This is a genomic window from Flavobacterium odoriferum, assembly GCF_025499515.1.
GTDB classification, from domain to species: Bacteria; Bacteroidota; Bacteroidia; order Flavobacteriales; family Flavobacteriaceae; genus Flavobacterium; species Flavobacterium odoriferum.
In genome coordinates this window covers 70,510-83,006 of record NZ_JAMKFA010000009.1, presented here as the reverse complement: position 1 = coordinate 83,006, position 12,497 = coordinate 70,510, and the positions used below count along the sequence as shown (strand labels likewise).

Annotated in this window: 13 protein-coding genes; 8 read left to right on the top strand and 5 right to left on the bottom strand. The window is 30.0% G+C overall.

Annotation, left to right across the window (positions count from 1 at the left end; translation table 11 throughout):
- Position 1: 1 nt before the first annotated feature.
- From M9Q43_RS08240 to M9Q43_RS08220, 5 genes are all read right to left on the bottom strand, one after another.
- Entirely contained in the window at positions 2-2,197 is a 2,196-nt protein-coding gene (locus M9Q43_RS08240) for an ATP-binding response regulator (protein WP_262318458.1), read from the bottom strand.
- Positions 2,198-2,272: 75 nt separating this feature from the next.
- Positions 2,273-3,964, bottom strand: coding sequence for an energy-dependent translational throttle protein EttA (ettA, locus tag M9Q43_RS08235; RefSeq protein ID WP_133606600.1), 1,692 nt, complete (start codon positions 3,962-3,964; stop codon positions 2,273-2,275).
- A gap of 39 nt (positions 3,965-4,003) precedes the next feature.
- Complete coding sequence (locus M9Q43_RS08230) at positions 4,004-4,186, bottom strand: CAL67264 family membrane protein (protein WP_133606598.1); 183 nt, start codon at positions 4,184-4,186, stop codon at positions 4,004-4,006.
- 78 nt (positions 4,187-4,264) lie between these two features.
- A complete protein-coding gene (holA, locus tag M9Q43_RS08225) occupies positions 4,265-5,269 on the bottom strand; it encodes a DNA polymerase III subunit delta (protein WP_262318457.1) in 1,005 nt (334 codons plus the stop codon).
- Between the two features lie 22 nt (positions 5,270-5,291).
- Complete coding sequence (locus tag M9Q43_RS08220; protein WP_262318456.1) at positions 5,292-5,690, bottom strand: four helix bundle protein; 399 nt, start codon at positions 5,688-5,690, stop codon at positions 5,292-5,294.
- Between the two features lie 34 nt (positions 5,691-5,724).
- Between M9Q43_RS08220 and M9Q43_RS08215 the strand changes: the two genes are divergently transcribed.
- From M9Q43_RS08215 to M9Q43_RS08180, 8 genes are all read left to right on the top strand, one after another.
- Complete coding sequence (locus M9Q43_RS08215; protein WP_262318455.1) at positions 5,725-6,168, top strand: type I restriction enzyme HsdR N-terminal domain-containing protein; 444 nt, start codon at positions 5,725-5,727, stop codon at positions 6,166-6,168.
- 80 nt (positions 6,169-6,248) lie between these two features.
- Positions 6,249-7,244, top strand: coding sequence for a glycosyltransferase family 2 protein (locus M9Q43_RS08210; RefSeq protein WP_262318454.1), 996 nt, complete (start codon positions 6,249-6,251; stop codon positions 7,242-7,244).
- Positions 7,245-7,313: 69 nt separating this feature from the next.
- On the top strand, positions 7,314-8,150 hold the full coding sequence (locus tag M9Q43_RS08205; protein ID WP_262318453.1) for an OmpA/MotB family protein: 837 nt from the start codon (positions 7,314-7,316) through the stop codon (positions 8,148-8,150).
- Positions 8,151-8,464: 314 nt separating this feature from the next.
- Positions 8,465-9,283, top strand: coding sequence for a hypothetical protein (locus M9Q43_RS08200; protein WP_262318452.1), 819 nt, complete (start codon positions 8,465-8,467; stop codon positions 9,281-9,283).
- Positions 9,284-9,335: 52 nt separating this feature from the next.
- The gene (locus tag M9Q43_RS08195) at positions 9,336-9,818 is read left to right on the top strand and encodes a hypothetical protein (RefSeq protein ID WP_262318451.1); all 483 of its coding nucleotides are present in this window, start codon (positions 9,336-9,338) and stop codon (positions 9,816-9,818) included.
- Positions 9,815-10,540, top strand: a complete 726-nt coding sequence (locus M9Q43_RS08190; RefSeq protein WP_262318450.1) for a curli production assembly/transport protein CsgE — start codon at positions 9,815-9,817, stop codon at positions 10,538-10,540. The genes M9Q43_RS08195 and M9Q43_RS08190 overlap by 4 nt, the downstream gene beginning before the upstream one ends.
- A gap of 10 nt (positions 10,541-10,550) precedes the next feature.
- Complete coding sequence (locus M9Q43_RS08185) at positions 10,551-10,988, top strand: curli production assembly/transport component CsgF (RefSeq protein ID WP_262318449.1); 438 nt, start codon at positions 10,551-10,553, stop codon at positions 10,986-10,988.
- Between the two features lie 77 nt (positions 10,989-11,065).
- Positions 11,066-12,496 (top strand): CsgG/HfaB family protein, encoded by a 1,431-nt coding sequence (locus M9Q43_RS08180; RefSeq protein WP_262318448.1) that lies wholly within the window; start codon positions 11,066-11,068, stop codon positions 12,494-12,496.
- Position 12,497 lies beyond the last annotated feature (1 nt).

Sequence of the window (12,497 nt, the reverse complement as noted above, 5' to 3'; positions counted from 1 at the left end):
ACTATTTGTCGACAAAACGTTTTATTACTTCAAATAGTTTTGTACTATCGAAAGGCTTTACAATAACTTCATCGATTTGAGCATCTTTAATTTTGTCTTCGATATCTTGTTTATCAAAAGCTGTGACAGCAATAATAGGAATTATAATTCCTTTTTGTCTAATAAGTTTTGAAGTATCAAATCCATTAATTAAAGGCATATTAATATCCATCAAAATTGCATCAAATTTTTTAGTTTCTAAAGTTTCCAAAGCTGCATAACCATCGCTAACTATAACACATTGAAAATGGTTATTTTCCAGTAGTTTTCTTGTAACAACTTGATTAATTTTATTGTCTTCAACCACTAAAATATTATAATCTTTTTTGACAGATAAATCAACATCTAGATTATTAATAATTTGATTTATTTTATCAATATCGGCATCTAAATTTATAATAAAAGTAACTGTTGTTCCTTTGTTTTCTTCACTTTCCAATTCTATTGTGCCCTGAAATAGTTCCACCATTTTTTTTACAATAGTAAGTCCTAAACCTGTTCCTTGATAATCATCTTCCTTTCGATAAACTTGTACAAATTTTTCAAAAACTTTTTCTTGATCTTTCTTTGCAATTCCAATTCCATTATCAATTACTTGAAATTTTATTTGGCAATTATTTTTTTCAAAATTCATTAAAATTGCTTTAATTGTAACATAACCATTTTGAGTGAATTTTAATGAATTACTAATTAAATTGATAAAAATTTGTGACAGTCTAATTTTATCTCCAATTAAGTGATTTGGGATTTGATGGTCAATTTCTAAATGAATTTGATTGTTGTTTTTGATGGCTAAAAAGTGAAGAGAATCTTTGATAATAACTAATTCGTCTTGCAAGTTAAAAACTGAATCTTGAAGAACCACTTGATTTTCTTCAATTTTATAAACTTTTAAAATATCGTTAACTAATGACAATAAATATTTAGCTGAAAATTTTAAAGATTTTAGATGAGGACTATCTTTCAATTCTTTGTGTTCATCTAAAATAATGTCTGTAATACCTACTACACCATACAATGGTGTTCTTAATTCGTGACTTATAGTTGAAATAAATTGTGTTTTCAACTGCGAAGCTTCTTCTGCTTTTTCTTTAGCATCTAATAACTCAGCATTTGCTAATTTAAGTTCTTTGTTAATTTTTGATTTTAACTTGTTATTCCTAACAAATGAAAGTAGTAGCAAAATCAAAATAAAAACAATTATCGCGGAAAAAATTATGAATTGTCTGTTATTTTTTAGTTTTTCATCTTGAATTTTTTTCTCAGATTCAATTTGACTAATTTTTCTATTAATTTCATCATGTTCAATTTCTAATCCAGCAATTTTTACTTCATTTACTCTATTTTCATTGTAAATTTCGTCTTGAAGCTTATCGTGTTTTGCAAGATAAAAATGTGCTTTTTCAAAGTTTTTTGTTTTGAAATAAAAATTAGAAATATCATTATAAACTACTGAAGCATTCGATTTAATTAATTCAATATCATTTTTTTCACAATATGCAACCGACTTTAAATAAAACTCTTCAGCCTTTTTATGGTCGTTTAATGAATTATAATATAATCCGTAATTGGAATATAAGGAAATTTTTGCTTCTATTTCTCCTTCTTTTTCAATATAATCCTTGATTTCATTTAAATAAATAATTCCTGAATTAAAATCTTCATTTGCAAAATAAGCACTTGCAATATTTAATTTTGAAAAAGTAATTTCATAAATGTCGTTTAATCTCTTAGAATATTCAATTCCTTTTTTATAATGCTGAATTCCTTTTTTGAAATCAATTTTCCTGTAACAATAAACATTTCCAATATTATTATGTAACCATGCTTTAACTGTATCGTTATTGGTTTTATTGGCTAAAACCAAACCTTTATTGTAGTATTCAATTGCTTTTTTATAATCTGAGAATTCATCGAAATTAAGCCCTATTAAATTATAAGCTTTAGCAGCTAACAAATAATCATCGTTTTTTAAAGAGATTTCCAAAGATGATTTTGCAAAATCAAGTGATTTTTTTGATTCCAAGTTCAAAAAACTTTGCCCTGCTTTTTTTAATAATTCTTTTGCTGTCTTTATATCGCTTGAATTATTCTGCGAAAAACTAGGATTTACCATCCAAAACAAAATAAATATGGCTATAAAGTGCTTTAAAAACATGGTTTTTTGTTGGTATAAAGTAAAAATCTAAAATAAAAAAAAATCCTGACTAAATCAGGATTTTTTAACAAATGTTTATCGTGTTAATTTTTTGTATTTAATACGAGTTGGCGTTACATCTTTTCCTAGACGTTTGCGCTTGTTTTCTTCATATTCTGTAAAACTTCCTTCAAAGCTATACACTTGAGAATCACCTTCAAAAGCTAAAATATGTGTACAAACTCTATCTAAAAACCATCTATCATGCGAAATAATTACAGCACAACCTGCAAAATTTTCCAAACCTTCTTCTAAAGCACGTAATGTGTTCACATCTAAATCATTAGTAGGCTCATCTAAAAGTAATACGTTTCCTTCTTCTTTTAGCGTCATGGCTAAGTGCAATCTATTTCTTTCTCCTCCTGATAAAGTAGATACTTTTTTATTTTGTTCACCACCACCAAAATTAAAACGAGATAAGTAAGCACGAGAATTTACTTGACGTCCGCCCATCATAATTAATTCTTGACCATCACAAAAGTTTTCCCAAAGGGTTTTGTTTGGATCAATATTAGAGTGCGATTGATCTACGTATGCAATTTTTACTGTATCACCAATTTCAAATGTACCAGCATCAGCTTGTTGTTCGCCCATAATCATTTTGAAAATAGTCGATTTACCAGCACCATTTGGTCCGATAATTCCAACAATTCCTGCTTGTGGTAAAACGAAATTTAAATCGTCATATAGTAATTTATCTCCAAATGCCTTAGCAACATTTTTAGCTTCAATTACATTCGTTCCTAAACGAGGTCCATTAGGAATGTAAATTTCTAATTTTTCGTCTAGTTCTTTTTGGTCTTCGTTTAATAATTTATCGTAGTTCTGTAAACGTGCTTTTTGTTTGGTTTGACGTCCTTTTGCTCCTTGACGCACCCAATCTAACTCACGCTCTAAATTTTTTCTACGTTTTGACGCTACTTTTTCTTCTTGCGCCATACGGTTTGATTTTTGTTCTAACCAAGAAGAATAATTTCCTTTCCATGGAATACCTTCTCCTCTATCCAACTCTAAAATCCAACCCGCTACATTATCCAAGAAATATCTATCGTGAGTTACCGCAATTACAGTTCCTGAATATTGTGCCAAATGTTGTTCTAACCAAAGAACCGATTCAGCATCTAAGTGATTCGTTGGCTCATCTAATAATAAAACATCTGGTTGTTGTAAAAGTAAACGACATAAAGCTACACGACGTTTTTCTCCACCCGATAAAACTGAAATTGGAGTTTCTGGATCTGGCGTACGAAGCGCGTCCATTGCGATTTCCAATTTATTATCAATTTCCCAAGCTCCTGAAGCGTCTATTTTGTCTTGTAATTCAGCCTGACGATCCATAAGTTTTTCCATTCTTTCTGGATTCTCATATACTTCAGGCAAACCGAAATCGTCGTTAATTTTATTGAATTCTTCTAATAAAGCAAACGTTTCTGCAGCACCTTCACGAACGATATCGATTACCGTTTTAGTTTCATCTAAATGAGGTTCTTGTTCTAAATATCCAACCGTATAACCTGGTTGAAAAACTACATCACCTTGATAATTTTTATCAACCCCAGCAATAATTTTTAATAATGAAGACTTTCCTGAACCATTTAATCCAAGAATACCAATTTTTGCTCCGTAAAAGAAACTTAAATATATATTTTTTAGTACTTGTTTATCTGCTCCTGGATAGGTTTTACTCAATTTTTGCATTGAGAAAATCACTTTCTTATCGTCTGACATAATGGTATGTTTGTTTTATTATTTTTTTAAATTGTAATATTAAACTCTTCCTTTCAATGCGTTGAAAACCCAAGCAATGGCAAAGAAACCAACTCCAACAGCTGCAAATCCCCAACCTGCAACATCAGCATAACGGTAAATTCCTAATCCAATTAAAAGTAATCCCATTAAAATCATAATGAAAGTAGCCCAAGCCAATATTGTATTTTTATTCATTCCCATAAATAAGTATTTTTAACTAAAGTTTTGTAAATTTTAGGATTGCGAAGGTACAAATTTTTAAACTTTTTATCATTTGAATTAATTGAAAATTTTAATCAATAATTCCTTTAATAAATCATGTTGCGACATTGATGAAGCACCAACTCCTTTACTTTTCACATCGATATCTCGCAAAGCAGCAACTATCGCACTTACTTTTTTCATTGGATAATTTCGGAATGCTACTTCGTAATCTTTAACAAAATAAGGGCTGACCTTTAAAACTTTAGCCGCATTAAACTGCGATTTGTCTTTTAATCCGTGATATTGCAATAATTGAGAAAAGAAACCAAATACCAATCCAGTAGTAACCACTAAAGGATTATCTTTTGGATTTTGTGAAAAATGATCTATTATTTTATAGGCTTTCAATTGGTCTTTTTCACCAATAGCTTTTCGTAATTCGAAATTGTTATAATCTTTACTAAAGCCAATGTTTTCTTCAATGTCTTTTGGAGTAAACGTGTGACCTTTTGGTAAAATAATTTTTAGTTTATCTAATTCGTTATTGATTTTAGACAAATCGGTTCCTAAAAATTCAACTAAAATAGCGGCTGCTTTAGGTTCAATGCTATAACCTTGTCCTGATAAAACCCTTTTAATCCATTCGCCAACTTGATTTTCGTACAATTTTTTACTTTCGTAAACTACTCCTATTTTATCTAATAGTTTGGTGACTTTTTTACGCTTGTCTAATGTTTTGTATTTGTAGGCAAAAACCAAAACTGTCGTTGGCTGTGGGTTTTCAGCATACGCTTCTAATTTATCAATAGTTCGTGATAATTCCTGAGCTTCTCTAACCACCACTACTTGTCGATCGGCCATCATTGGAAAACGTTTAGCACTTCCAATCACATCTTCCATTGTAACATCTCGACCATATAAAATAGATTGATTAAAATCTCGTTCGTGTTCTTGTAACACATTTTGTTCAATAAAATCGGTCAATTTATCAATATAATATGGCTCTTCTCCCATAAAAAAATAAATGGGTTTGATGTTTCCAGCTTTTATATCTTTTGTAATTTGAATTACTTCGTCCATTTTGTTGTTTGTTGTTTTTAGTTTATTGTTTGTTGTTAAACTTCAAACCTTTGATTTCAGTTGAATTCAAATATTTCATAAATGCTCCTATTTTATTTTTAACCAATTCTATTTTGACTGATAAATTATCAAATTCATCTTGAGAAATTAATTTTTTATCCAAAGCTCTGTACAATTGAGATTTCAACTCACCACAAGAACCTTTTGAAAAACTAAGGAAATTTATAAATTCTCTATTTCCATTTCTTTCAAACCCTTCAGCAATATTATCCATGATAGAACCTGAACTTCTATCCATTTGATCTTTCATTGAAAATCTTTTTCCTAAATTTGTAGTTTCAAAAAGTATTTCAATATCAATACAAATTTCTCTTGATTTATTCCAAATTTCTAAGTCCTCGAATTTTTCTATTTTTGCCATACAACCATAAACAATTAACCATAAACCATAAACATTGAAAAAGTTGAACTTTCCAGCTTATTCCTTTCGGTTCAAAAATAGTGAAAATAAAGTGTCTATTTTTGATGAAATTAGAAAAAAATTTATTCTTCTTACACCAGAAGAATGGGTACGTCAACACGTAATTCATTTTTTGTTACAAGATAAAAAGTATCCAAAATCGTATATCAATGTTGAAAAATTAATTAAAATTAACGATTTAAGTAAACGTTATGATGGGGTTGTTTTTCAACCAAATGGTGAAATATTTTTACTAATCGAATGCAAAGCACCAGAAGTTCCTATTTCCCAACAAACATTTGACCAAATTGCTCGTTATAACTTAGTTTTGAAAGCGAAATATTTAATGGTAACCAATGGCCTAAATCATTATTTTTGTCAAATGGATTTTGAGAATGAGAAATATGTTTTCTTGAAAGAACTTCCAGAGTATAAATAATGGAAGCTGGATGATGGAAGATTTTTTTTTCTTTGAAACTCCAAAAAACCTGAAACTTGAAACCTGAAACAAAAAAGCACTTGAAAAAAATAGCAGTAGTCATATTAAATTGGAACGGAGCCAAATTATTAGAACAGTTTTTACCTTCGGTAATTTCATTTTCTGATGAAGCTACGATTTATGTAGCCGATAATGCTTCGACTGATACTTCTATTGAAGTGATTCAAAACCAATTTCCTTCAGTTAAAATCATTCAAAATACAGGAAATTTTGGTTTTGCTAAAGGCTATAATGAAGCGTTGAAATTTGTTGAAGAAGAATATTACGCTTTGGTAAATTCGGATATAGAAGTTACTGAAAATTGGCTTACACCTATTCTAAACATATTTGAAACGCAACCCGAAACTGCAATTATTCAACCTAAATTATTAGACTTCAAAAAGAAAACCCATTTTGAATATGCTGGTGGTGCTGGTGGTTTTATTGATAAATTTGGTTATCCATTTTGTCGTGGACGAATTTTTGACACGGTTGAAGAAGACAAAAATCAATACGATGATGAAATTGAAATCTTTTGGGCAACTGGAGCTTGTTTTTTTATTAGAAAAGAAGTGTATCGCAAATTAAACGGTTTTGATGATGATTTCTTTGCACATCAAGAAGAAATTGATTTGTGTTGGAGAGCTTTTAATTTAGGTTACAAAATAAAATACACTTCAAAATCAATCGTGTATCACGTTGGTGGTGCGACTTTAAACGAAGGAAACCCAAGAAAAACGTTTTTAAATTTTAGAAATTCGTTGTTAATGTTGACTAAGAATTTACCTAAAAATCAATTGTTTCCAATCCTATTTATACGCTTGTGTTTAGATGGATTAGCTGGAATTCAATTTATTTTGAAAGGAAAATTTAAACATTGTTGGGCAATTATTCAGGGTCATTTTGCATTTTATAGTGTTGTGAATCAATTTTATAAAAAGAGAGCTTCTACTCAAAAAAGCAATTATTATAAAATTAAAAGTGTCGTTTTTAGTTATTTTGCCAAGAATGGCAAGGTGTTTGCTGATTTGTTTTAACAATAGTTTAGGTTTAAAAAAGCTATTTTTTAACAATTTCCATTTAATTTTGTAAAAAATAATTATCGTATGAGAAGAGTAATGTTATTCGCCGCAGTAGCCGCTATTTCATTAAGTTCGTGTGTTTCAAAAAAGAAATTCACCGAATTAGAGGCTAAAAACAAAGAGATTCAAGATTTATTAAACACCGCAACGGTTAAATTAAACACTTGTTTAACGGAAAGAGAAGCGTTAGCGAGTCAAGTTGATTTTCTTAAGAAAAACAACACTGACTTAATCAATAACATGGGGAATTTGACCACTTTAACTACAAAAGGGGCTGAAAATCTTGAAAAATCTTTAGAAAGTTTAAAAGAAAAAGATTTAAAAATCACACGTTTACAAGACGCTTTAACTAAAAAAGACAGTGTAACATTGGCTTTAGTTACAAGTTTAAAACGCGAAGTAGGAATCGATGACCCAGACATTAATATCAATGTTGAAAAAGGTGTGGTAATGATTTCAATTGCTGATAATTTATTATTCAAATCAGGAAGTTACGAAGTAAGCGACAAAGCAAAAGGTGTTTTAGCTAAAGTGGCTAAAGTAATCAACAGTAAACCAGACTTCGAATGTATGGTGGAAGGTCACACGGATAATGTGCCAATTAAAAATGCTGTTTTATTAGACAACTGGGATTTATCTGTAAAAAGAGCTACTTCAATCGTGAGAGTTTTACATAAAGAATTAGGAGTTAGTCCAAAACAATTGATTCCAGCTGGAAGAAGTTCTTATATTCCTTTAGTGGAAAACGATTCTCCTGCTAACAGAGCAAAAAACAGAAGAACTCGTATTATCATTATGCCTAAAATTGATCAATTTTATGAAATGATTGAAAAAGAAATGAAGACATTAGCTAAGGAATAAATTGCAAAAAAAATCGATAAAAAACACCTCATTAATTTGGGGTGTTTTTTTTTATACTATTTTATTATTCAGCTATTTACAATAAATAAGCACTTTATCTATGATTTTAAACAATTCGTAGAAAAATTACCAAATAATTGAAAAATTAACACATAAAAGTTTTGATGTTTAAATTTTCTGTATAATTTTGAATCAAATAATCAAGATTACGCCCCCTACTACAAATGGAATAATGTCGTTGATTAAAACAACTTACCACACTTTTTTGGTCACATTTTTATATTGAATTTAATAACCAATTAAATATTTAAATTATGAAAAAAGTTGTTTTAAACATCTCAGTGATGTTATTTGGAATGGCAATGTATGCTCAAGCCAATTTAAGTTTAGTAAACCAAACAGGTTTAGGAAACATGTCTGATGTAGACCAATTCGGATTGTTAAATGTTTCAGATGTTGACCAAGATGGCCGTTTCAATGAAGCCGAAGTTGATCAAGTTGGTGCTTTCAATGGTTCGGAAATTGACCAATTAGGTAGACGAAATGATGCCAAAGTAGATCAATTAGGTATTGCAAATTACTCTAACGTTAATCAAGACGGTAGAAGAAATGAAGCTGATGTAACTCAAGTAGGGTTAGGAAATGATTCTGATATTGATCAATATGGTAGAAGAAATAGTTCTACAGTAAATCAATTAGGAATTACTAACGAAGCTAACGTTTTACAAGTTGGATTAGACAATACTGCTTCAGTTTTACAAATTGGAGAAGATAATACGGCTGATCAAACACAATTTGGAAATGATAATAGCGCAACCGCAATTCAATTTGGAGAAGACAATTACTCATCTCAAGTTCAAGTTGGAGATGGTAATATGGGATTAGCGCTTCAAGTTGGAGAAGGAAATGCTTCTTATCAATTACAATTAGGTGAAGATAACATGGCAATTCATGATCAAGATGGTCAAAGCAATTTAGCAATAACTACTCAAGATGGTGAAGGAAACTTCTCTTACATCCAACAAGATGGTTCATTAAATGCAGCTTGGACAAATCAAACTGGACAATCTCACATGAGTTTTGTTAACCAAACTGGAGTTAGTAACCTTTCTTTAGTAAATCAATCTAACTAATTTTTTATTAATGAGACAAGTAAGTTATTCTTGCTTGTCTCATTTTTATCATATGAAAAATCTAAAAAAAATAATCGCCATTTTATTTTTGCTAATTGGCGTTACTGCCATTTCGCAAGAAAATACGCAAACAGAAATAGCCATAATAAATCAAAATAATATTGATTATAAACTATCAACCATAATTCCTCAAAATCAAATAAATAGTGCTATAATTACACAAATAGGAAATCAAAATTACAATCAAAATACCATTATTGCCAATCAATCATTCATTCAAGTAGTTCAAAACGGACATTTTAATTCGACAGATATTTACAGAGTTGAAGCAGAAGTAAACGAATTTATTCTTCAAAATGGAAATGGAAATACAATCCATGAAATGTCGATAGGAAATTATAATATAATTGAAAATCAATACATTCAAAACGGTGATAACAACCGAATTACAAGCTTTGGAAGCAACACAATATCAGAAAATTTAAAAATTCAAATCAACGGAAATAACGCATCAGTAATCGTAATTAACAGATGAAACGAAATCAACTACATATTCTAATTTTCCCGCTACTTTTTAGTACAATTCTTCATGCTCAAATTTTGAATACAGAAGTAAAAGCTAAAATAGAATTGAGTTATTTTGAAGAAATGGTTTCGGTTACAGGAACAGCTGAAAATCTTGATGATGGCATGAAAAATTTATCATACACTTTATCAGTCATCAAAAAAAATAAGCAAACGGCAAACACATCAAACAATTCTCAAAATGGTGAGTTTACGTTAAATCCAAATGAGAAAAAAATACTTTCAACAACAAAAATCAATCAAAGTACTAAAGATGAAATTATAATTCTACTCTTAATTTATGACGATAATGATGTTATGGTGGGAAAAGACCGAATTATTGTAGAAGAAAAAAAAAGTGAAGTTTTAAATAAAAATGAAGCTGAACTTGAAATTACTGGCATTGTTTCAGACGATACCAAAACTAAAGTAGGAAAAGATTTTTACGACATATATTTTTCAAAATACAATTCTGAAGCCATAAAAGGAAATCAAATTGTACAAATTGAAGAGCAACTCAACATCGGAAGAACAACAATTCTTAAAATAACAATAGACAACAAGTTAATTTCAGAATTTATTGCAAATCCAAATGAAGAATTTCTTTCTCAAAAAGCCGAAGAAGCCATACAAATTACAAAGAAATACTTCAAAGATTTAGAAAAACTAAAAAATAGAATCGAACAATATTAAAACAATAAAAATGAAAACGTACATCACACTATTCGCTTGTTTTTTTATCGGTTTTTCAGTGGCACAAAACTTAGTTTATAAACCAAAAAACCCAGCTTTTGGTGGCGATACATTCAATTATCAATGGATGTTAAGTTCAGCCGAGTCCCAAAATTTATTAAAAGACCCAGATGGTGAAGATGGTTTTGAACAACAATCAGATTTAGAACGTTTTAGAGACAACTTAAATTCACAATTATTGAGTTATTTATCAAGAGAACTTTTTGACAATCAATTTGGTTCCAATACATCTGGATCAGGAGATGGCACAGGCTCAGGGACTCAAAATGGTGTATATACTTTTGGAAGTTTATCAGTTGAATTATACGAGTCAAACTTAGGCTTAGTCGTCAATATTTTAGACATTCTCACAGGTGAAGAAACTCAAGTTATTATTCCCAGAAATTAAATTCCTTCAAACATAAACTGCCCTAAAGTTTATTAAAATTTAGCTTACACGTGTTCTTTTTACTAAAAACAAAACACATGAAAACAAGCACAAAAATAGTTGGTTGCAGTTTATTTATTCTATTAAGCAGTTGTGGAGCCTATTTTAATCAGCCAGTCACCGTTCAAAAAGCTTCTTATGGAGAAGGAACTCCTGCTACTCTATCGTTAAAATCATTACCACCACCAAAAGAACAAATTGTTGTGGGTGTATATAAATTTAGAGATCAAACAGGGCAATACAAACCTTCAGATAATGGAAGTAATTTTAGTACAGCTGTTACACAAGGTTCAACATCTATTTTAATAAAAGCACTTGAAGATTCAAAATGGTTTATTCCAATTGAAAGAGAAAATTTAGCCAATCTTTTACAAGAAAGAAACATCATTAGATCAACACGTCAAGAATATTTAAAAGATACCAATTCAAAAGATCAACAACTTACTCCTCTACTCTATGCGGGAGTTTTATTAGAAGGCGGAATTGTTTCGTATGATTCAAATATCATAACTGGCGGTTTTGGAGCACGTTATTTTGGTGCTGGAAGTTCTACAAGTTATAGACAAGATCGAGTAACGGTTTATCTTCGATTGGTTTCTACACAAAATGGAAAAATTCTAAAAACAATTTATGTTTCAAAAACCATTTTATCACAATCGTTAGATGCTAGTTTATTTCGTTATGTTAAGTTTAAAAGATTATTAGAAGTTGAAACGGGTTTTACAAAAAATGAACCTTTGCAATTGGCTGTTACAGAAGCAATTGAAAAAGCTGTTGAAGGTTTAATTGTTGAGGGAATTCAAGATAATATTTGGGTTGCCAATGCGCCAATTTCGACATTAACCGAAGTTATAAACGAATACAACAAAGAAAAAGAAGAATCAGAATCAACACTGCTTTACAAACGCTATTTCAAAGAACGCAGAGCAAAATTTGGAGTTAACTTAGACGTAGGTGGTTCGCTAATTCAAGGAGATTATCCAAGTCCAGTTTTAAAACCTGCCTTGCGTGCGGGAATGCGCTATTTCATTTTGCCGACGTTTAGCATTAATACTTCGGTGAATCTATTTTGGATAAAAAACAAAAACAAATTTGAAGATGCACACACTTCGTTTGATTTGAATACGGAAGTACTCTTTTTACCATATGATAGATTGACACCATTTTTCTACATTGGAACAGGTTTAGGAGCAACATCTAGTTATGAATCGCCTTATTTTAAAATACAATCGGGTTTAGGTGTAGAATATTTAGCAACCGATAATTTAGGAATCCGAATGCTTGGCGAAATCAATTTAACACAATCTGATAAAATTGACAACATCGCATCGGGAATTAGAGATGACAATTATTGGCGGTTTTTCATCAGCGTAAATTATTATTTTCCTCGAAAAAAATATGATGAAAAAGCCATTAAAAAACACGTAAAAGATTTATCAATTGAAGCAACTTCAAACACAACAAAATAAT

Coding starts and splice junctions, on each gene's coding strand:
- M9Q43_RS08240 (WP_262318458.1), bottom strand. CDS start 2,197: ATGTTTTTAAAGCACTTTATAGCCATATTTATTTTGTTTTGGATGGTA.
- ettA (WP_133606600.1), bottom strand. CDS start 3,964: ATGTCAGACGATAAGAAAGTGATTTTCTCAATGCAAAAATTGAGTAAA.
- M9Q43_RS08230 (WP_133606598.1), bottom strand. CDS start 4,186: ATGGGAATGAATAAAAATACAATATTGGCTTGGGCTACTTTCATTATG.
- holA (WP_262318457.1), bottom strand. CDS start 5,269: ATGGACGAAGTAATTCAAATTACAAAAGATATAAAAGCTGGAAACATC.
- M9Q43_RS08220 (WP_262318456.1), bottom strand. CDS start 5,690: ATGGCAAAAATAGAAAAATTCGAGGACTTAGAAATTTGGAATAAATCA.
- M9Q43_RS08205 (WP_262318453.1), top strand. CDS start 7,314: ATGAGAAGAGTAATGTTATTCGCCGCAGTAGCCGCTATTTCATTAAGT.
- M9Q43_RS08200 (WP_262318452.1), top strand. CDS start 8,465: ATGAAAAAAGTTGTTTTAAACATCTCAGTGATGTTATTTGGAATGGCA.
- M9Q43_RS08195 (WP_262318451.1), top strand. CDS start 9,336: ATGAAAAATCTAAAAAAAATAATCGCCATTTTATTTTTGCTAATTGGC.
- M9Q43_RS08190 (WP_262318450.1), top strand. CDS start 9,815: ATGAAACGAAATCAACTACATATTCTAATTTTCCCGCTACTTTTTAGT.
- M9Q43_RS08185 (WP_262318449.1), top strand. CDS start 10,551: ATGAAAACGTACATCACACTATTCGCTTGTTTTTTTATCGGTTTTTCA.
- M9Q43_RS08180 (WP_262318448.1), top strand. CDS start 11,066: ATGAAAACAAGCACAAAAATAGTTGGTTGCAGTTTATTTATTCTATTA.